We start from the raw sequence: 19,174 nt of genomic DNA on the forward strand, positions 1-19,174 counted from the left end.
CAACCGATAAAAGCGGCCGGTTTCGAGTTTACGGCATGTGACGGCGTTTTGACGGGATTGCCCGCTGGAATTTTCGTGAAAATGCCGCGCTGCATGGTGCCCGAAACCGCAAGGCGTTTTCGGGTGCATCGATGTGCAACCAGAGATCGAGCGTGCACGGACAGGCGCGCTCCAGGCAGAACAGTGTTGAAGGTGGTCCATGGCCGAATTGATTGACGGAAAAAGCGTCGCCGAAGACGTGGTTCAGAAGGTCAAGGCCCTGACCGCGGAACTGGTGGGCAAGGGTGCGGAGAAGCCCGGCCTGGCGGTGGTGATCGTCGGCGAGGATCCGGCAAGCCAGGTCTATGTCGCCTCCAAATCCCGCACCGCAAAGGAATGCGGCTTTCATTCGCTCCAGCACACGCTACCGGCCGACACCTCCGAACAGGCGCTGCTCAAGATCATCGGCGATCTCAATGCCGATCCGGCCGTCAACGGCATTTTGGTGCAGCTGCCGCTTCCCGCCCATATCGATTCCGGCAAGATCATCCAGGCCATCGCACCGGAAAAGGACGTCGACGGTTTCCATTTCATCAATGTCGGCAAGCTCGGCACCGGCGAACTCGATACGGCCTTCGTACCGTGCACGCCGGCCGGCTCGATGCTTTTGATCGAGCGCGTGCGCGGCAAGGACCTGTCCGGCCTCAACGCGGTCGTCGTCGGCCGCTCCAACATCGTCGGCAAGCCGATGGCCAACCTTCTGCTTGCCGCCAACTGCACGGTCACCATCGCGCACAGCCGCACCAGGGACCTGCCGGCGCTCGCCCGCACCGCCGACATTCTGGTGGCTGCCGTCGGCCGACCCGAAATGGTCAAGGGCGACTGGGTCAAGCCGGGCGCTACCGTCATCGATGTCGGCATCAATCGCATCGCCGCGCCCGAAAAGGGCGAAGGCAAGACCCGACTCGTCGGCGACGTCGCCTATGCTGAGGCGGCGCAAGCGGCCGGCGCCATCACCCCGGTTCCCGGCGGTGTCGGACCGATGACCATTGCCATGCTGATGGCCAACACTGTAGCTTCCGCCTACCTCGCGGCCGGGATGAAGCGGCCGTCCTTCTGACCCGGAAAGCTTGAGCGTTGCCAAACCTTACTGCTTCCGTCGAACGGCCGCTCACGAACGATCCCGTTCAAGGCGGCCGGCAGTTCGCCTTCCTGCTGGTCGACAAGTTTTCGATGTTTTCGCTGGCTGCGGCGATCGACACCTTCCGTTCGGCCAACCGCCTGCTTGGCCGCGATTTCTATGGCTGGACGACGGTCTCGGCCGACGGCGACGCCGTCATGGCCTCCAACGGCTTGCCGCTCAAGATCGACTATTCTGTCGCCGACTTGCCTCCTGTCGACATCCTGTTCGTCTCGGTCGGGCTTACCACCGAATTCCCCGGCAAGAGCAAGGTGCTGGCGGCGCTGCGCAACTGGGGCCGGCGCGGCAACGCGCTCGGCGCGCTCTCGGTCGGCTCCTATCTGCTCGCCGAAGCAGGGCAACTCGAAGGCTATCGCTGCACTATCCATTGGGAGAACCGCGCCGGCTTCATGGAGCGCTTCCCCGACATCAACTGCACCGGCAACGTCTTCGAAATCGACCGCAAGCGCTATACCTGCGCCGGCGGCACCACCTCGATCGACCTGATGCTGGAGATCGTGCGCGGCGATTTCGGCTCCAACCTCGCCAACGGCGTCGCCAATCAGTTCCAGCACGAGCGCATCCGCTCCGCCGGCGACCGCCAGCGGGTCGGGCCGGAGCGCGACCTGACCGGCAAGTCGGAGAAGCTCAGGCGCATCGTCGAACTGATGGCCGATCACCTCGACGAGCCGCTGTCGGCGGTGCAGCTCGCCAAATCGGCGGGCCTGTCGGTACGCCAGGTCGAGCGCCTGTTCCTGCGCCATCTCAGCGTCACGCCCGGCCGCTACTATATGCGGCTGCGGCTCGAGCGGGCGCGCGAATTGCTGCGCCAGACCAATATGCCGATCCTCGACGTGGCGATCGCCACCGGCTTCACCTCGCACTCCTATTTTGCCCAGAGCTATCGGCTGCAATTCGGTCGCCCGCCTTCCGAAGAGCGCCGCACGACCTATTGACCTGCGGTTCTCGCAGTCTCGGACTTGTGTCCTGACGCCGGGTCAAATACCTTTCCGGCGCGGACCAGAGGGCGATCTCGGGAGATTTTGATGGCGGGACTTTTGCGGAGCGTCGCTGCGGCGATCCTCCTTTTGTTAATGACTTCGGTTGGCTTTGCCGCCGGCAAGGTCGTCATCGTTCTCGATGCGTCAGGCTCCATGTGGGCTCAGATCGACGGCAGGCCGAAGCTCGAAATCGCGCGTGAATCGCTGCGCAACGTGCTGCAGTCGGTGCCGGCCGACGCGGAAATCGGCTTCATGGCCTATGGCCATCGCCAGAAGGGCAGCTGCGACGACATCGAACTCATCGTGCCGCCGCAGGCCGGCTCGGCCAGCGCGATCTCGGCCGCCGCCGACAGCATGAAATTCCTCGGCAAGACGCCGCTCACCGCCGCCGTCAAGCAGGCGGCCGAGGCGCTGAAATACACCGAGGACAAGGCAACAGTCGTTCTCATCACCGACGGGCTTGAAACCTGCGGCGGCGACCCTTGCGCGCTCGGCAAGGAACTGGAAGCGTCCGGCATCGACTTCACCGCCGACGTCGTCGGCTTCGGGCTGACCGCCGATGAGGGCAAGCAGATCGCCTGCCTCGCGGAAAACACCGGCGGCAAATACATCCAGGCTTCGGACGAGAAAGCGCTGCAGGACGCGCTGGTCGAGACTGTGGCGGCGCCGGCACCGGCGCCCGAACCCGCACCGGCTCCCGAACCGGCCCCGGCGCCGGAGCCCGCCAAGCCGGAGTTCAATTTCATCCCGAGCGTCGTTATGGCCGAAGGCGGCGAGCCGCTCACCGACGGCAATGCCTGGGAGATCTACAAGGCTGGGTCCGACGGCACGCGCGGCGAATCCGTCTCCACCCAATATGGCGCCTACAAGGGCAATCTGGAGGCGGGCGACTACGTCGTCGTCGCCCAGGACGGCGAGGCCAGGGTCGAGCAGAAGATCAAGATCGAGGCGGGCCAGGTCTACACGCCGCTCTTCACCTTGAATGCCGGCACGCTCATAATTCATCCGCGGCCGAGCCCGGGGGCGGACGTCGTCGATGGCGCGGCCGTCGTCATCGACTATCCGGGCGCCGATCATCCTGCGACCTACTATGGGACAACGAAAGTCGTGTTGCCGGCCGGTGACGAGAAAGTGACCGTCACGATCGGGCAGGGCGAGGTCACAGAGACGATTGCGCTGGCTGCCGGCAAGACCGTGGAAAAGGACATGATCGCCGGTGTCGGCCATGTCGTCGCCAATGCCTATTATACCGCCGGCGGCGACAAGGCCGACGCCTCAGGCATCGGCTTCAAGGTGCTCAAGGCAAAAAAGAAGATCGACGGAACCAGGGACGAGGTCACCTATTCCTACGGGCCCGACAGCAAGTTCGATCTGCCGCCGAATGACTACGTGCTGATTGCGACGGTCGATCTCGCCGTGGTCGAGCAGCCGTTCACCGTCAAGGTCGGCGAGTTTCAGGACGTAAAGGTTGCGTTGGATGCCGGCGTGCTGGCGATCACCGCGCCCGGAGCCTCGAAGATCGAGATTTTCGAGATGGAGAAGGACATCAACGGCAACCGCAAGTCGCTCGGCTATGCCTACGACCAGAAGTATCAGGCGGCGATACCGGCGGGCGACTACACCGTCGTGTCGGAGAAATCGGACAACAGCTCGAAGGAAGGCACCGTAACGGTCAAGGCCGGCGAGCGATCCGAACTGACGGTGCAATAGGATCCTATGGGCGAACGCAAAAGGGCGGCCGCAAGCCGCCCTTTTTCATGAGGAGGACAAGGCGTCCTTCAAGCTGCTCCGAAGGCGCTGGCGCCGTGGTCGGCGCGGCCGACCAGTTGCCGGAACCCGGCGAACAGCTCGCGGCCGAAACCGAATTCATTGCCGATGAGGTCGGCATCCGCCGTGCGGCGCAAGGCAAATTCCGTCCCCGGCACCAGCACTTCCAGCGTTCCGGCATCGGCATCGAGCCGGATGATGTCGCCCTCGTGGATCCTGGCGATAGGGCCGTCCTCGACCGCTTCCGGCGTCACATGGATGGCCGCCGGCACCTTGCCGGAAGCCCCCGACATGCGACCGTCGGTCACCAGCGCCACGCGCTGGCCGCGATCCTGCAGGATGCCGAGCACGGTGGTCAATTTGTGCAGTTCCGGCATGCCGTTGGCCTTCGGCCCCTGGAAGCGGATGACGGCGATGAAGTCGCCGGTCAAAGTCCCGGCCTTGAACGCCTCGTTCAACCCTTGCTGGCTATCGAAAACCTTGGCCGGCGCCTCGATGACGCGCCGTTCCGGCTTCACGGCGGACGTCTTGATGACGGCGTGGCCGAGATTGCCTGAAAGCACTTTCAGCCCGCCGGTCGGCTGGAATGCCTTTGCGAACGGCGCCAGCACCTTCTCGTCGCCGCTCTCCAGCGGCGAGGCCTCGCGCACCACGCTGCCGTCTTCGCCGAGCCTGGCCTCGACCGCATAGGGCCTCAAGCCTTCGCCCCACACCGTCTGCACGTCCTCGTGCAGTATGCCTTCGTCGAGCAGCTCGCGGATCAGGAAGCCTAACCCGCCGGCGGCGTGGAAATGGTTCACGTCGGCAAGGCCGTTCGGATAGACCCGTGCCAAGAGCGGCACGGCTTCCGACAGGTCGGAAATATCCTGCCAGGTAATGGCGATGCCGGCCGCGGCAGCCATGGCGATCAAATGGATGGTGTGGTTGGTCGAACCGCCGGTGGCGTGCAGGCCGACGACGCCGTTGACGATCGAGCGCTCGTCGATCATGCGGCCGACCGGCGTATAGGCATTGCCGAGCGCGGTGATCGCCAGCGCCCGCTTCGTCGCCTCGCGAGTCAGCGCATCGCGCAGCGGCGTGCCGGGATTGACGAACGAGGCGCCCGGCGTATGCAGGCCCATGATCTCCATCAGCATCTGGTTGGAGTTGGCGGTGCCGTAGAAGGTGCAGGTGCCCGGCCCGTGATAGGATTTGGACTCGGCCTCGAGCAGTTCGGCCCGCCCGGCCTTGCCCTCGGCATAGAGCTGGCGGACCTTGGCCTTTTCGTCGTTGGGCAGACCTGTCGTCATCGGTCCGGCCGGCACGAACACCGCCGGCAGGTGGCCGAAGGTCAGTGCGGCGATTACCAGCCCCGGCACGATCTTGTCGCAGACGCCGAGATAGACGGCGGCGTCGAACATGTTGTGCGACAAGCCGACCGCGGCGGCCATGGCGATCACGTCGCGCGAAAACAGCGACAGCTCCATGCCGGGCTGTCCCTGGGTGACGCCGTCGCACATCGCCGGCACGCCGCCGGCCACCTGGGCGATACCGCCGGCCTCGCGCGCCGCTTCCTTGATCAGCGCCGGAAACGTCTCGAACGGCTGATGCGCCGACAGCATGTCGTTGTAGGAGGTGATGATGCCGAGGTTCGGTACCTGGTCGCCGCCAAGCGCCACCTTTTCCGATGGGCTGCAGACGGCAAAGCCATGCGCGAGGTTGCCGCAGGACAGCACCGCCCGGTTGGCGGTGCGGTTCGACGCCTCGGCGATGCGGCCGAGATAGCGTTCGCGGCCTGGCTTGGAGCGCTGGCGGATCCGTTCGGTGATGGCTTCGATGTCGCGTCTGGCTGTCATGGCGGTCGGTCCTTTCAAGTCCCGGAAAACATCCTCCCACCGTCTGCCGGGACCATTGGCGAGTTGAAAATCAGGGTGCCCAGAAAACCTCAACGGCCCTGGGCGCCGCCTCGAGCACGGCACGGATCGGCTTTTGCGGTCCCGGCGCCATGGCGTTCTCGAAGGCGCTGCGTTTTTCCTGGCCTTCTATATGGAGCGCGATGAAGCCGGCGGCGACGATACGCGCCAGCGACAGCGTCAGCCGCGGCTCGCCGGCGCTGGCCGCGTGGACCGGCAGAACGATCCTTGGCGAGGATGGGTCGAGCAATGTCGCCAGGTCGTCCGCGTCGGGAAAGAACGAGGCGGTGTGGCCGTCGCCTCCCATGCCGAGCACGACGACGTCGAGCGGCCAGGGCAGCGACTGCAATGCCGCATCGTCGGACGCCGCGGCGGTCTCGATGCTTGTCGCCTCATGGTAGAGCGGCACGAAACGTGCGGCCGCGGCCGCGTTCTGCAGCAGGTTGGCGGCCACCAGTCCCGCATTCGAGCGCGGCGAGGAGGCCGGCACGAAGCGCTCGTCGACCAGCGTCACCGTGACCTTGTCCCAGGCGATCGGAATATGAGAGAGCGCGGCGAAGAACTTCGCCGGCGTCGTGCCGCCGGAGACGGCGAGCAACCCGGTGCCGCGCTCGGCGATCGCCTTGGTCAGGCGGCCCGCGACATGGCCGGCGAGTGCGGCCGCCAGCTCCGGGCGATCGGCAAAGCCGTTCCAGCTAAAGCCGGCGTTGCTCAATTGCTCTCGTGCCATGTCCGTCCGTCGCGTTCGATCAGCGCAATCGAGGCCGATGGCCCCCATGTGCCGGCCGTATAGCCTTGCGCTTCCTGCCTGGCGCTCTCCCAGGCATTTTGGATCGGGTCGATCCACTTCCACGCCGCCTCGACCTCGTCGCGGCGCATGAACAGCGTCTGGTTGCCGCGCACGACATCCATGATCAGCCGCTCATAGGCGTCCGGCGCCCGGCCGTCGAAGGATTGCGCGAAGCTCATGTCGAGCGGAATCTGGCGCAGCCGCATGCCGCCCGGACCGGGATCCTTGATCATGATGAACTGCTTGACGCCTTCGTCGGGCTGCAGCCTGATGACCAGCTGGTTGGCGAAGATCGGCCCGGCGCTATCGCCGAAGATCGAGTGCGGGATCGGCTTGAACTCGATGACGATTTCCGAAACCCGGGTCGCCAGCCTTTTGCCGGTCCTGAGGTAGAACGGAACGCCCGACCAGCGCCAGTTGCCGATCTCGGCCTTGATGGCGACGAAGGTCTCGGTGTTGCTGTCCTTGCCGAGTTCCTCGACATAGCCTTTCACCGGCCCGCCGGCCGAGGCACCGGCGCGATACTGGCCGCGCACCGTGTGCTTCGGCGCCTCGTTGCCATTGACGCGCTTCAGTGCCCTGAGCACCTTCAGCTTTTCGTCGCGCACCGCGTCGGCGTCCATCGACGACGGCGCCTCCATGGCGACGAGGCAGAGCAGCTGCAGCATGTGGTTCTGCACCATGTCGCGCAGCGCGCCAGCCTTGTCGTAATAGGTGACGCGGTCTTCCAGGCCGACCGTTTCGGCGACCGTGATCTGCACATGGTCGACATTGGCCGAGTTCCACAGCGGCTCGTAGAGCGCGTTGGCGAAACGCAGCGCCATCAGGTTCTGCACCGTCTCCTTGCCGAGATAGTGGTCGATGCGGAAGATCTGGCTTTCGTGGAAGTCGTCGCCGACCAAATCGTTGAGCGCCCGTGCCGAGGCGAGATCGCGCCCGATCGGCTTCTCCAGCACGATGCGCGAATTCGGCGTGATCAGATTGTGCTCTTTGAGCTTGTGCGAGATGTCGCCGAACAGTGCCGGCGCCACCGCCAGGTAGAAGGCGCGGATGCGGTCGCTGTCGCCGATCGCCTTCTTCAACTTGTCGAAGCCGGCGCCCGTGGTCGCGTCGGCCGAGACATAGGAGAGCCGCGCCAGAAAGGTTTTCAGCTCCTTGGCGTCGATATCGGCTGGTTTCACATGATCCGATATCGCTTGCTTGGCGAAGGCCTGGAATTCCTCGTCGGTCATCTTCGAGCGCGAGGTGCCGATGATCCGCGTCGGTTCGGAAAACTGGTGGTCGCGCTGGCGATGGTAGAGCGAGGGCAGGAGCTTGCGTTCCGACAGGTCGCCGGTGCCGCCGAAAATGATGAAGTCGAAAGGATCGACGGGTATGATCTGGCTGGTCATGGTCTGTCCGCTTTGACGCCGGTCGCATTGACGGGGCTGATATAATCTAATCGATTTAAATTTTCCAGTGCCATGGTGTCACATCTAAGTCTGGAGTGTGCCCCTTGACACTGGCACAAGCCGGAGGTCTGTCGACGGACGATGGTTCCGGGAAGCCTTCGCACCTGCAACATAGAGCGGGATTGTGACGAAAGCCAAAGGAGAAATTGGCGTTTGCCGCACAACTTTCGAGGGTTGTGGCCGGCGCAATGGGTTGTCTTCATCATGGGTGAGAAAAGCATGCGCCTGGAAAACAAGGTCGCCATCATCACAGGTGCGGCGTCGGGCTTCGGCGAAGGCATGGCCAGGCGCTTTGCCGAGGAGGGCGCCAAAATCGTTGTCGCCGACCTCAATGCCAGGGGCGCGGAACGCGTCGCCGCCGAGATCGGCAAGGCCGCGATCTGGACCCAGACCGACGTTTCGCTACGTTCCGAGTTCGATGAGATGGTCTATGCCGCAAAGAGCGCCTTCGGCCGCATCGACATCATGGTCAACAATGCCGGCTACACCCACTGCAACGGCGACATGCTCGATGTCAGCGAAGAGACTTTCGACCTGATCACCGCCGTCAACATGAAGGCGATCTACCACGCGGCGCTTGCCGTGGTGCCGATCATGGAGCGGCAAGGCGGTGGCGTCATCCTGACCACCGCCTCCACGGCCGGTCTCAGGCCCCGGCCCGGCCTCACCTGGTACAACGCCTCGAAAGGCTGGGCGATCACAGCGACCAAATCGATGGCGGTCGAACTGGCGCCGAAGAACATCCGCGTCAACTGCCTCTGTCCCGTCGCCGGCGAGACCGGCATGCTGGAGAAATTCATGGGCGCCGACACGCCCGAGATCCGCGAGAAGTTCCGCGCCTCGATCCCGCTCGGCCGGCTCTCAACGCCGCTCGATATCGCCAACGCTGCACTCTGGCTTGCCTCGGACGAGGCTGCCTTCATCACCGGCGTGGCGCTGGAGGTCGATGGCGGGCGCTGCATCTGAGCTGCGACCGCCGGGAGACTGATCGCCCGGCTGTCCGGCTGCTATCCGGCGCTTAACCGCCACTGCCGATCGTCAGGCGCCAGTCTTGATGTAGGTCTTGTAGACCCAGCCGCGCTTGCCGTTATAGACGATCTGGCACCATTTCTTGCAGCTTATGACTTGCACCGAAGTCTTGGCTGGCACGGTGAGCATCGCGGCCGCTTTCTGTTTCGGGCCGGCCCGCATCGTGACGGCCTTGAGGATGCGTCCGGTAGCGGCGCTCGCTTTCTGTGGCTTGGCCTGGCTGTCGTCAGCTTGGCTCGCGGCCGCTGCCGCAACCTGCGGCTTTGGCGTGGGAATTGCGGCGGTCTGTGCGCCGTCCATGCTGTCGTCGGTCGCTCCATCCTCTGGTGCGGCGACGTTGGACAGCGCAGTCGTTGCGTCGTTTTTCGCTGCCGGCTCGGCGAAGGCCGCTGCCGACGGTTTGGCGTTATCGTCAGCAGGCTTGCTTGCCGCCCGCTCGGAGGTGGCGGTCGCCGTGCTGGCGGACGCGGCTTCCGTGTCCGCACCGGACCAGCGCGGGTCATTGGCCGCCAGCGCCGGGATGCTGGCCTCCTTGGCCGCCACCGCGGGTGAAACCGCGTCGGCCTTGCGCGCTGCCTGCGGTGCAGCCGCAGCCACCGTCGCGTTCGCGGTCGGGGGCGCAATCTTCGTTGTTTTCACCGGAACGGCTGGAACGGTCTGCGCGGGGCTCGCGATTGCTTGCCGGTCGTTGGCCGGCAATGCCAGCCACAGCGCCACACCCGCGACGCCAAGCAGCGCGGCAGTGCCGACCGCTGCAATCACCAGATGTGCGTTCGAGCGGACTCCCTGCCAGAACGAGGGCCGCATCTCATAACCGAACTGCATGGCGAAGCGCCGCCGTTCCGGCGCACCGAAACTGAAGGGCTCGTTCACTCCACTACCTCCAACATACGGGCCGACGTTCTTTCGATCGGCGCCAGAAATACGGCTTTCGATCGGCATCGGTCCCAAAACCTAAGCGGGCAAGCCCGCGGAAGTCCCCGTTTGATAGCCCAGAACCGCTACCTTTTGCCGGCGATTGTGGCATCAGTGCGCCCTAACCGGGAATTTTGCACACTTGTTAAGGATTCTGCAACGTGTCGCTGGGGCAAGCCAACAGCAGACTTAACAGTCTGATTCCGCGCGGAGATGCCTTTTCTAGATCCTGTCCCGCAGCGCAAACCAGTTGAGCGCCAGGAACAGCAGCGGCGTGCGAAAACGTCGACCGCCGGGGAAGGGCGGTATCTTCAGGTCCTCGATCAGCTTCAGCCGGTCGCGATTGCCGGCGATCGTCTCGGCATAGAGCTTGCCGAAGAAGTTGGACAGCATGACGCCGTGGCCGGAATAGCCACCGGCCGAGATGACGTTCGGCATCACCTCGCGCACGAACGGTTTGCGCGGCACCGTGATGCCGACATAGCCGCCCCAGCCATGGGTGATCTCGACATCCTTCAACTCGGGATAGAGCTCCGATATCTGCCGGCGGATGTGGATATGGATGTCCCTCGGATCGTTGACGGCATAGATCTCGCGCCCGCCGAACAGCAGACGGCCGTCCCTGGTCTTGCGGAAATAGCGCACGACGAAGCGGGAATCGTCGACGGCTTCGCCGCCCGGCAGCACTTGTGTGTCAGTCCCGAGCGGCACTGTAGCGCCGATGAAGGAGCCGATTGGCATGATGTGCGCGGCGCTCACTGGCTCGAGCGTGCCGCCATAGGCGTTGACGCCGATCAGGCATTTTTCGGCAGTGATCGTGCCTTTCGGTGTCGTGACCCTTACCTTGCCGCCACTGGAGCTGATGCCGGTTGACGGCGTTTGCTCGAACAGCTGGGCGCCCGCTTCCGCCGCCACCATTGCCGTGCCGATCACCAGCTTCAGCGGGTGGATATGCCCCGTGCCGGTGTCGCGCGTGCCGCCGAAATAGGCGGTCGAACCCAGCCGCTCCGCCGTCTCACGGGCGTCCATGAACGTCATGTGCGGATAATTGAAGCGGTTCGCCATGATCTCGGCATGCGCCTTGTAGTCGTCGACGTAACGCTGCTTGTGCGCCACCGACATCTGGCCCGGCATGTAGTCGATTTCGATCTTGTTGACGGCAGCGAATTCAAGGAGGTGCGCCTTGGCCTCTTCGGCAAGGTCGAACAGCGCCTTGGCGCGGGCAAAGCCGTATTCGGCCTCCAGTTCCTCGGCCCAGGCGCGCTGGCCGGTACCAAGCTGGCCGCCATTGCGGCCGGATGCGCCGTCGCCAAAGCGGTGCGCTTCGATGAGCACGACATTGCTGCCTGCCTTGGCCAGATGCGCCGCCGCCGACAGCCCGGTGAAGCCGCCACCGATAATGACGACGTCGCATGTCCGGTCGCCGTCCAGCGCCGGATATTCCGGCCGCGGTCCAGCCGTATCCTCGTACCAGGATCGCCCTGGCGAAATCGGAGATTGATAATTCATGATCGGTCAGACGTTGAGGAGCAAATACTCCCGCTCCCACGGGCTGATCACTTCCATGAAGGTCTCGAATTCTGCCCGCTTGATCGCCGCATAGGTTGCGGTGAACGACTTGCCGAGGAGCGCGCCGAGCTCTTCGTCCGCCTCGAACAGGTCGACGGCTTCGAGCAGGCCGCGTGGCAGGTCGATCTCGTCTTCATTGGCGGTCGTCAGCACCGGCGGCTCGGCCTTGATCTTGTTGGTCATGCCGATCAGCCCGCAGGCCAGCGACGCGGCCATCGCCAGATAGGGATTGGCGTCCGAGGAGGGGATGCGGTTTTCGACGCGCCGCGCCGCCGGATCGGAGCGCGGTACACGGAAAGCCGTGGTGCGGTTGTCATAGCCCCATTTGTTGTTGACCGGCGCCGAGGCCGCCTGCGTCAGCCGGCGGTAGGAATTGACATAGGGCGCGAACATCACCAGCGCGTTCGGCACATGCTTCTGCATGCCGCCGATGAAGTGGAAGAAGGCGTCCGTTTCCGAACCGTCCTCGGCCGAGAAGACGTTGCGGCCGGTCTTCTTGTCGATGATCGACTGGTGGATGTGCATGGCCGAGCCGGGCTGGCCCTGGATCGGCTTGGCCATGAAGGTGGCATAAATCTCATGCTTCAGCGCCGCCTCGCGGATGGTGCGCTTGAACATGAACACCTGGTCGGCGAGTTCGATCGGGTCGCCATGGCGCAAATTGATCTCGAGCTGACCGGCGCCCTCCTCATGGATCAGCGTGTCGATCTCCAGGCCCTGGCTCTCAGAGAAATGGTAGATGTCGTCGATCAGCTCGTCGAACTCGTTGACGCCTGCGATCGAATAGCCAGCGCCACCGCCGATAGGCCGCCCTGAGCGCCCGACCGGCGGCGTCAGTGGATAATCCGGATCGGGGTTCTTGCGCACCAGGTAGAATTCGATCTCGGGCGCCACCACCGGCTTCAGGCCGCGTTTGTCATAGGCTGCAAGCACGCGCTTCAGCACATTGCGCGGTGTGAACTCGACCGAGCGGCCGTCCTGGTGGACGAGGTCGCAGATCACCGCGGCCGTCGGATCCTCTTCCCACGGCACCACGGTCAGTGTCGAAAGGTCGGGCATCAGCTTGAGGTCGCCGTCGTCCTCCGGATAGTGGAAGCCGTTGCCGTCCTCCGGGTAACCGCCGGAAATCGTCGTCATGAACACCGCCGAAGGCAGCGCCAGCGAGGTGTTGGAGGTAAACTTCTTCGACGGCATCATCTTGCCGCGGGCGACGCCGGCCTGGTCCGGGGTGATGCATTCGATGTCTTCGATGCCGCGCCATTCCAGCCAGGCGCTGACTTCCTTCCAGTTCTTGACGCCACGTTGGTTTTTCACAAAGGCAGGCGTACGGACACGTCCTCCGCGGCTCGACGGACGGACTTCCTTTTTCGCAGGCGGCATCATTCACCAGATTGGGTTGCGGATTGCCGAGTATAGCCGTGGCCGGCGATGGAAGGGAAGGGGAGCCGGTTGCCGTACGCCCCGCCAGTTGAAAATCGCTGCAGGCAGCTTAGGTTTTGGCCACCCGCAGACTCGGGCGGTCCCAGGTGGAAGGCGTCGAATGCAAGACAGGCCAAAACTGACGACAATCGGCTTCGATGCCGACGACACGCTGTGGCAGAACGAGCAGTTCTTCCGCATGACCGAGAAGCGCTTCGCCGGGCTGCTCTCCGATCATGGCGAGCCGGAACACATTTCGGCAAGATTGCTGGAGGCCGAGAGGCGCAACCTTGGCGTCTACGGTTTCGGCATCAAGGGGTTCACCCTGTCGATGATCGAGACGGCGATCGAAATTACCGAGGGTCGCGTGCCGGCGCCCGTCATCGCTGAAATCCTCGCCGCCGGCCGTGAGATGCTAAGCCACCCGATCGAGCCGCTTCCCCATGCGCGCGAGACGGTAGAGAGGCTCGCCGGCGCCTATCGCCTGGTGCTGATCACCAAGGGCGATCTCTTCGACCAGGAGCGCAAGCTGGCGCAATCGGGCCTCGGCGATCTGTTCGACGCCGTCGAGATCGTCAGCGACAAGAGCGCGGCCACCTACACCAGGATCTTCGGCCGTCATGGCGACGGGCCTGAGAAGAGCATGATGGTCGGCAACTCGCTCAAGTCCGATGTGGTGCCGGCCATCGAGGCCGGCAGCTGGGGCATCCACGTGCCGCATGAACTGACCTGGGTGCTCGAACATATTGAGCCGCCGTCGGCCGCGCCGCGCTTTCGCCAGATCGCCGATCTCGGCGAACTGCCCGCTCTGGTGGAGAGCATCACGACACTAGGCTGATGACATCGCGGCCATTGAACCGGCCGCCGAAAATTCAAACCGTCAGCTACGGCACAATCCGATCAACCGGTCGATCACCGGTTGTAGCCTTTCGGGTGTGATCGGCTTGGCGACCACGACATCGATCACGCTCGACAGGCCGAGGCTCTCGGGCGTGCCATTCTTGGTTGAAAGCAGGACCACCGAGGGTAGGGCCCTGCGCGAGGTCCGCCGCAGCGCGTCGATGCCGGACAGCAGCGTGTCGCAGTCCTTGTTGTCGGCTCCCCCGTCCAGCACGATCGCGCCGGGGATGAGGGAACGCAGCGCCTTCGCCGCCGTCTCGGGCGTCTCCGAGATCGGCTTGAGCCCGGATTTCTCGACGATTTTCGAAACCACGACCCTGTTGATCGGTGATTTCCCAACGACGAGCACCTGTGAGAAGTCCGTTACCATCTCGATGCTCGCGCCGCGTTCCGACAGATCGAGGTGTTTTACAGTCCTGGTCTCGCGATTCAAAGGGGACATGGGCGGGCGGGCACTCATCTCTGTTTCAATGCAGGGTTGAAACCTGCGACACAAATGGCGTGAGATCAATACCGGTGTCAAGCTGAAACGGCAGGCATCTACAATATTGCAAGAAAAGCTAAAATTTAGTGCAAGTTCTATTCCTGGTAGTAGTGCCAGAACGAAAGTCGCCCGCGCGTAACCGCGCGGGCGAGACTGCATCCGCCGAAGCACGCCCGCGAAGCGAGCGCGCTGAGGATTTGGTCAGCCGTGGCTCTGCTGGGTGACGATCACCGGTATCAGCAGGTCACCCCAATTGCCGTCGCCGCCATGGTGGCGCGCCGAGCGCACGAGCTCGACGGAGACGCCGGCTTCGACCGCCTTCATGACCGACTGATTGAGCCTGTGCAAATCATTGGCCAGCATGCGGATGGTCGCCTGCTGGTCGACGCTCATCGTGGTCGACTGTTCTTCAGCTCGCTCCTTGACGCGGCTTATCGATGCCATTGGTCTTCTCCTTGTTCCTTGCCCTCTCGGGCGTTTCCTCTGGTTGTTTTGCCTTGTTATTCCGCTGCCGGCTTGAACTGGGCGTGCTCGGTCGATTCATGCATGGCCGTGGTCGACGACTGGCCACCGGTGATCGCCATCGACACAGCGTCGAAATAGCCGGTGCCGACCTCGCGCTGGTGCTTGGTCGCGGTGTAGCCATGGACCTCCGCCGCGAACTCGGCCTCCTGCAATTCCGAATAGGCCGCCATCTGCCGCGCCTTGTAGCCGCGGGCCAGCTCGAACATACCGAAATTGAGCTGGTGGAAACCGGCCAGCGTGATGAACTGGAACTTGTAGCCCATGGCGCCGAGTTCCCGCTGGAACTTGGCGATGGTCGCGTCGTCGAGGTTCTTCTTCCAGTTGAATGACGGCGAGCAATTATAGGCGAGCAGCTTGCCCGGATGATGTTTGCGCACGCCCTCGGCGAACTTCTTGGCCTGGGCCAGGTCGGGCTTCGAGGTCTCGCACCAGATCAGGTCCGCGTAAGGCGCGTAGGCGATGGCGCGGGCGATGCAGGGCTCGATGCCGTTCCTGACGTGATAGAAGCCTTCCACCGTGCGGCCGGCATCATAGTCGACGAAGGGCTGGTCGCGCTCGTCGATGTCCGAGGTCAAAAGCTTTGCCGCTTCGGCGTCGGTGCGCGCGACGACCAGCGTCGGCGTGCCCATGACGTCGGCCGCCAGGCGTGCCGCATTGAGGTTGCGGATATGCGCCGCGGTCGGGATCAGCACCTTGCCGCCGAGATGGCCGCACTTCTTTTCCGACGCCAGCTGGTCCTCATAGTGGACGCCCGCGGCGCCCGCCTCGATGAAGGCCTTCATGATCTCGAAGGCGTTGAGCGGTCCGCCGAAGCCGGCCTCCGCGTCGGCGACGATCGGCGCGAACCAGGTGTCGACCGAAAGCCCCTTGCCTTCGGAGGTCTCGATCTGGTCGGCGCGCTGAAGAGTGCGGTTGATGCGCTTGACGAGTTCGGGTGCTGCATTGGCCGGATAGAGCGACTGGTCCGGATACATCGCCGACGCGGTGTTGGCGTCGGCCGCCACCTGCCAGCCCGAAAGATAGATCGCCTTCAGCCCGGCGCGCACCTGCTGCATGGCCTGGTTGCCCGACATGGCGCCGAGTGCGTTGACGAAATCCTCCTCGTGGATGAGCTTCCACAGCCGGTTGGCGCCCATTTCGGCAAGGCTCTGGCGGATCTGGACCGAACCGCGCAACCGCTTCACATCCTCCGGCGAAAAGGGCCGTTCGATGCCGTCGAACCGGCCTTCGGGCGCGGATGGGACGAGATTGTAAAAATCGGTCATTGGTCACTCCAAATCGTCAGATGCTGGTTTTGAAACGCCGCGTCATGATAGGTCTGCGTCGTCAGTGTGTGTGACATCATTTACATTGCGGCGCGAAACAAGCGAGAAAAACTGCCATTTTGGTCGGAAAATAACGGAAAATCTGTGTTGTGTTTGACTGGTGAGCACTGTAAATCGTCACGATTGTAAAAATCTGACGCGGGCGCCTCTTGCGCTGAACTTGTGTAAATTCCTGTCAAGGACAGTCGATGGCTGACCAGAAAATCTTCGCAGGGCCGCGCATCCGCCGCATCCGCAACGCCAAGGGCCTGACCCAGACGGCGATGGCAGAAGGGCTTGGCATCTCGCCGTCCTATCTCAACCTCATTGAGCGCAACCAGCGGCCGCTGACGGTCCAGCTGATCCTGAGGCTGGCATCCGTCTACAAGGTCGATCCGCATGAATTGCAGGGCGAGGCGAGGGGATCGATATCGGCCTTGAAGGAAGTGTTCGGCGATCCGCTGCTTTCAGGCGAACTGCCGGGTGACCAGGAATTGATCGAGCTGGCCGAGGCCGCCCCCAACGCCTCGGCCGCGATGATCAAGCTTTTCCGTGCCTATCGCGAACAGGCCGAGCGGCTTTCCGATCTCAGCGAACTTCTGGCGCGCGAGGGCCGGGCCACCGCGCTCTCCGGCGCCCGTCTTCCGGTCGACGAGGTGCACGAGATTTTCGAACGCCGGCCGAACCACTTTTCCGCGCTCGAGGAAGAAGCCGAGGCCTTCACCGCGCTGCTCGATCCGGGCGACGACCTGTTCGGCGCGCTGAAGGCTTGGCTGAGGCGCGAATACGGCATCGTGGTCAGGGTGCTGCCGGTCGCCACCATGCCGAACTGGCGCCGCCGCTACGACCGCCACTCGCAGCGCCTGTTCCTGTCCGAGCGGCTGTCGCCATTCGACCAGTTGCGCGAGGTGGCGATGGAGGCTTGCCTGATCCGCATGACGGTCGCGGTCGCCGGCGAGATTCAAGGCTTGAAGCTGACCACCGACGAGGCCCGAAGGCTCGCTCGTTTCGAACTCGGCCGCTATGCCGCCCACGCCTTGATGATGCCCTATCAGGCCTTCCATTCGGCGGCGGTGCGCGCCCGCTACGACGTCGACGTTTTGCGCTCGCGCTTCGGCGTGTCCTTCGAACAGGCGGCGAACCGGTTGACCATGCTGCAGCGGCCGGGTGCGCAGGGCGTCCCGTTCTTCATGCTCGAGGTCGACAACGCCGGCAACCGCTTCCGCAAGGCGGGCAGCCAGGGCTTTCCGCAAAGCCGTTTCGGCGGCGGCTGCCCAAAGCTTCCCGTCCACGCCGCCTTCACGCTGCCGGGCCAAATCCTTGTCGAGGCGGTGGAGATGCCCGATGGCGCCGAATTCCTCTGCATCGCCCGCACGCTGGAAGGCCCGCAAGGCTCGTTCTCGGAACGCCCGCGACGCACCGCCCTGCTCCTGGCCTGCGACATCGGCTTTCGCGACGAGATCGTCTATGGCGCGGCCCTTCCGGGGCCGGCCGCAAGCGGCAAGGCCGGACAGGGCCCCGCCCCGGCCACGCCGGTCGGCCCTGCCTGCCGGCTCTGCGAACGCATCGGCTGCCTCGCCCGCGCCGAGCCGCCGGTGACACGCCCGCTCGGCCTCGACGAGATGGTGACCGGATTGAGCGCTTTCGATTTTCAGTGAGGCGGTTCGCGACGGCAACCCGTTGTCACAACCGCCGCCATTCGGTGGACCTCGTCCGACCTTCGTCTTTGCCCTACACAATTGAAGCACGTTTCTGTCGTCCATCGCGCATCGTGCCGTCCTGGAAATCGCGACAGTGGCAACCATGACCGATACCGCATCGCCAAGTGCTTCTTCGTCGGTCGTCTCGCCACGCGAGGAACGTATAGGCATGCTTCTGGTGTTCCTGTCGGCGCTGGTGTGGAGTTTTGGCGGCACCATCGCCCGGTTCCTCGACATCACCGACAACTGGACGATTGTGTTCTGGCGCTCGGCCTGGGCCGCCGCCTTTCTCATCGCGTTCATGGCCTGGCGCGACGGCTGGCGCGGCATGCTGAAATTGTTTCGCGACATGGGCCTGCCTGGCTTGGCCGTGGCCTTCTGCTTCGCCATCGCATCGACCTCGTTCATCGTCGCGTTGGCCCACACCACAGTCGCCAACATCCTGTTGATGCAGGCCGGCGTGCCGCTGCTGGCCGCGCTGCTTGCCTGGCTGCTGTTTCGCGAGCGGGTGACCAGGGCGACCTGGCTGGCAATCGCCGCCGTCATTGCCGGCGTCGCCATCATGGTGTCGGAATCGCTTGGCGGCACCGTGTCTCCCATCGGCGACGGTCTGGCGCTGCTCATCGCCTGCGTATTCTCGATCGCCACCGTCATCACCCGGCGCTTCGCCTATGTGCGCATGACGCCGGCGACCTGCCTTGGCACGATGCTGGCCGGCGCCTTCGCCGCGTCTCAGGCATCGGCATTCGCCGTTTCCAGCCACGACATGGGTTTTCTGTTTGTCTTTGGCGTCATCAATCTCGGCGTCGGCCTTGTCTTCTTCGCCACCGGTGCCCGGTTGGTCCCGGCCGCGATCGCGGCACTCCTCGGCACCTTCGAGCCGATCCTCGGTCCGATCTGGGTCTGGCTTGTCCATTCCGAGGTGCCGTCGGCGCGCACCATCATCGGCGGCGCGGTCGTCGTCACCGCGCTGCTCGTTCATATCGGACTCGAGTTCAAGCGTCAGGCGCGACCCGAGCGGCCGGGCGTCACTGGCCTGCCTTCGCCTAATTGATGCGGCATCGATGCGGCGCGCGCGTTTGCCATTGACAATGGTGTTGCGGCGCGGGCAGGTTGCGGCCACGGCAACAACAAGACAGGCGTATCTTGCCAAGTGTCTCCGCCGGTCCGATCGAGACCGGACAACATCGTCGTATCCCTGCCCGCGCCGTGGCGAAAGCTTCTGACGGCGGCCAAACGCCCACAAGATCCTGGCATGGGTACGCGAGC

At 64.0% G+C, this 19,174-nt stretch carries 16 protein-coding genes; 7 read left to right on the forward strand and 9 right to left on the reverse strand.

The window, feature by feature from the left end:
- Window positions 1-199 precede the first annotated feature (199 nt).
- The 3 genes from folD (at window position 200) to ACFX5Q_RS20825 (ending at window position 3,870) form a co-directional block, all read left to right on the forward strand.
- Window positions 200-1,099 (forward strand): bifunctional methylenetetrahydrofolate dehydrogenase/methenyltetrahydrofolate cyclohydrolase FolD, encoded by a 900-nt coding sequence (gene folD / locus ACFX5Q_RS20815; RefSeq protein WP_404281098.1) that lies wholly within the window; start codon window positions 200-202, stop codon window positions 1,097-1,099.
- Window positions 1,100-1,116: 17 nt separating this feature from the next.
- A complete protein-coding gene (locus tag ACFX5Q_RS20820; RefSeq protein WP_404281100.1) occupies window positions 1,117-2,115 on the forward strand; it encodes a GlxA family transcriptional regulator in 999 nt (332 codons plus the stop codon).
- 90 nt (window positions 2,116-2,205) lie between these two features.
- Window positions 2,206-3,870, forward strand: coding sequence for a VWA domain-containing protein (locus ACFX5Q_RS20825; RefSeq protein ID WP_404281101.1), 1,665 nt, complete (start codon window positions 2,206-2,208; stop codon window positions 3,868-3,870).
- A 68-nt stretch (window positions 3,871-3,938) separates the two neighbouring features.
- Here ACFX5Q_RS20825 and edd read toward each other — a convergent pair whose 3' ends face one another.
- From edd to zwf, 3 genes are all read right to left on the reverse strand, one after another.
- Entirely contained in the window at window positions 3,939-5,762 is a 1,824-nt protein-coding gene (gene edd, locus ACFX5Q_RS20830) for a phosphogluconate dehydratase (protein WP_404281103.1), read from the reverse strand.
- A gap of 70 nt (window positions 5,763-5,832) precedes the next feature.
- Entirely contained in the window at window positions 5,833-6,549 is a 717-nt protein-coding gene (pgl, locus tag ACFX5Q_RS20835) for a 6-phosphogluconolactonase (protein WP_404281105.1), read from the reverse strand.
- A complete protein-coding gene (gene zwf / locus ACFX5Q_RS20840) occupies window positions 6,531-8,000 on the reverse strand; it encodes a glucose-6-phosphate dehydrogenase (protein WP_006202754.1) in 1,470 nt (489 codons plus the stop codon). Before zwf ends, pgl begins: the two co-directional genes overlap by 19 nt.
- A 279-nt stretch (window positions 8,001-8,279) precedes the next feature.
- On the opposite strand from zwf, the gene ACFX5Q_RS20845 reads away from it, so the two are divergent.
- The gene (locus ACFX5Q_RS20845) at window positions 8,280-9,026 is read left to right on the forward strand and encodes an SDR family oxidoreductase (protein WP_404281107.1); all 747 of its coding nucleotides are present in this window, start codon (window positions 8,280-8,282) and stop codon (window positions 9,024-9,026) included.
- Between the two features lie 72 nt (window positions 9,027-9,098).
- On the opposite strand, the gene ACFX5Q_RS20850 is transcribed toward ACFX5Q_RS20845, so the two are convergent.
- The 3 genes from ACFX5Q_RS20850 to ACFX5Q_RS20860 form a co-directional block, all read right to left on the reverse strand.
- Window positions 9,099-9,962 (reverse strand): SH3 domain-containing protein, encoded by an 864-nt coding sequence (locus ACFX5Q_RS20850; RefSeq protein ID WP_404281109.1) that lies wholly within the window; start codon window positions 9,960-9,962, stop codon window positions 9,099-9,101.
- A gap of 264 nt (window positions 9,963-10,226) precedes the next feature.
- A complete protein-coding gene (locus tag ACFX5Q_RS20855) occupies window positions 10,227-11,513 on the reverse strand; it encodes an NAD(P)/FAD-dependent oxidoreductase (protein ID WP_404281111.1) in 1,287 nt (428 codons plus the stop codon).
- A gap of 6 nt (window positions 11,514-11,519) precedes the next feature.
- Window positions 11,520-12,956, reverse strand: coding sequence for a glutamine synthetase family protein (locus ACFX5Q_RS20860; protein WP_404281113.1), 1,437 nt, complete (start codon window positions 12,954-12,956; stop codon window positions 11,520-11,522).
- A gap of 157 nt (window positions 12,957-13,113) precedes the next feature.
- Here ACFX5Q_RS20860 and ACFX5Q_RS20865 point away from each other — a divergent pair, with 157 nt between their 5' ends.
- Window positions 13,114-13,830: an HAD family hydrolase gene (locus ACFX5Q_RS20865; RefSeq protein WP_404281114.1), complete on the forward strand. Its 717-nt coding sequence runs from the start codon at window positions 13,114-13,116 to the stop codon at window positions 13,828-13,830.
- A 42-nt stretch (window positions 13,831-13,872) separates the two neighbouring features.
- Here the strand turns inward: ACFX5Q_RS20865 and ACFX5Q_RS20870 are convergent, their stop codons facing one another.
- The 3 genes from ACFX5Q_RS20870 to aceA all read right to left on the reverse strand — a co-directional run bounded on the left by ACFX5Q_RS20870 (window position 13,873) and on the right by aceA (window position 16,166).
- Entirely contained in the window at window positions 13,873-14,334 is a 462-nt protein-coding gene (locus tag ACFX5Q_RS20870; protein WP_404281250.1) for a response regulator, read from the reverse strand.
- Between the two features lie 243 nt (window positions 14,335-14,577).
- The gene (locus tag ACFX5Q_RS20875; protein ID WP_006202762.1) at window positions 14,578-14,820 is read right to left on the reverse strand and encodes a hypothetical protein; all 243 of its coding nucleotides are present in this window, start codon (window positions 14,818-14,820) and stop codon (window positions 14,578-14,580) included.
- Window positions 14,821-14,876: 56 nt separating this feature from the next.
- Window positions 14,877-16,166, reverse strand: a complete 1,290-nt coding sequence (gene aceA / locus ACFX5Q_RS20880; RefSeq protein ID WP_404281115.1) for an isocitrate lyase — start codon at window positions 16,164-16,166, stop codon at window positions 14,877-14,879.
- A 248-nt stretch (window positions 16,167-16,414) separates the two neighbouring features.
- Here aceA and ACFX5Q_RS20885 point away from each other — a divergent pair, with 248 nt between their 5' ends.
- Both ACFX5Q_RS20885 and ACFX5Q_RS20890 read left to right on the forward strand, forming a co-directional pair.
- Window positions 16,415-17,863, forward strand: coding sequence for a short-chain fatty acyl-CoA regulator family protein (locus tag ACFX5Q_RS20885; protein ID WP_404281116.1), 1,449 nt, complete (start codon window positions 16,415-16,417; stop codon window positions 17,861-17,863).
- Window positions 17,864-18,008: 145 nt separating this feature from the next.
- Window positions 18,009-18,959 (forward strand): DMT family transporter, encoded by a 951-nt coding sequence (locus ACFX5Q_RS20890; protein WP_404281251.1) that lies wholly within the window; start codon window positions 18,009-18,011, stop codon window positions 18,957-18,959.
- Window positions 18,960-19,174 lie beyond the last annotated feature (215 nt).

Origin of the sequence: Mesorhizobium sp. IMUNJ 23033 (genome assembly GCF_044778005.1) — a bacterium.
GTDB lineage: Bacteria > Pseudomonadota > Alphaproteobacteria > Rhizobiales > Rhizobiaceae > Mesorhizobium > Mesorhizobium amorphae_A.

What these genes read in the sequence shown, in the direction of transcription:
- folD (WP_404281098.1), top strand. Translation starts at nt 200, where the DNA reads ATGGCCGAATTGATTGACGGAAAAAGCGTCGCCGAAGACGTGGTTCAG.
- ACFX5Q_RS20825 (WP_404281101.1), top strand. Translation starts at nt 2,206, where the DNA reads ATGGCGGGACTTTTGCGGAGCGTCGCTGCGGCGATCCTCCTTTTGTTA.
- edd (WP_404281103.1), bottom strand. Translation starts at nt 5,762, where the DNA reads ATGACAGCCAGACGCGACATCGAAGCCATCACCGAACGGATCCGCCAG.
- pgl (WP_404281105.1), bottom strand. Translation starts at nt 6,549, where the DNA reads ATGGCACGAGAGCAATTGAGCAACGCCGGCTTTAGCTGGAACGGCTTT.
- zwf (WP_006202754.1), bottom strand. Translation starts at nt 8,000, where the DNA reads ATGACCAGCCAGATCATACCCGTCGATCCTTTCGACTTCATCATTTTC.
- ACFX5Q_RS20845 (WP_404281107.1), top strand. Translation starts at nt 8,280, where the DNA reads ATGCGCCTGGAAAACAAGGTCGCCATCATCACAGGTGCGGCGTCGGGC.
- ACFX5Q_RS20855 (WP_404281111.1), bottom strand. Translation starts at nt 11,513, where the DNA reads ATGAATTATCAATCTCCGATTTCGCCAGGGCGATCCTGGTACGAGGAT.
- ACFX5Q_RS20860 (WP_404281113.1), bottom strand. Translation starts at nt 12,956, where the DNA reads ATGATGCCGCCTGCGAAAAAGGAAGTCCGTCCGTCGAGCCGCGGAGGA.
- ACFX5Q_RS20865 (WP_404281114.1), top strand. Translation starts at nt 13,114, where the DNA reads ATGCAAGACAGGCCAAAACTGACGACAATCGGCTTCGATGCCGACGAC.
- ACFX5Q_RS20870 (WP_404281250.1), bottom strand. Translation starts at nt 14,334, where the DNA reads ATGTCCCCTTTGAATCGCGAGACCAGGACTGTAAAACACCTCGATCTG.
- ACFX5Q_RS20875 (WP_006202762.1), bottom strand. Translation starts at nt 14,820, where the DNA reads ATGGCATCGATAAGCCGCGTCAAGGAGCGAGCTGAAGAACAGTCGACC.
- aceA (WP_404281115.1), bottom strand. Translation starts at nt 16,166, where the DNA reads ATGACCGATTTTTACAATCTCGTCCCATCCGCGCCCGAAGGCCGGTTC.
- ACFX5Q_RS20885 (WP_404281116.1), top strand. Translation starts at nt 16,415, where the DNA reads ATGGCTGACCAGAAAATCTTCGCAGGGCCGCGCATCCGCCGCATCCGC.
- ACFX5Q_RS20890 (WP_404281251.1), top strand. Translation starts at nt 18,009, where the DNA reads ATGACCGATACCGCATCGCCAAGTGCTTCTTCGTCGGTCGTCTCGCCA.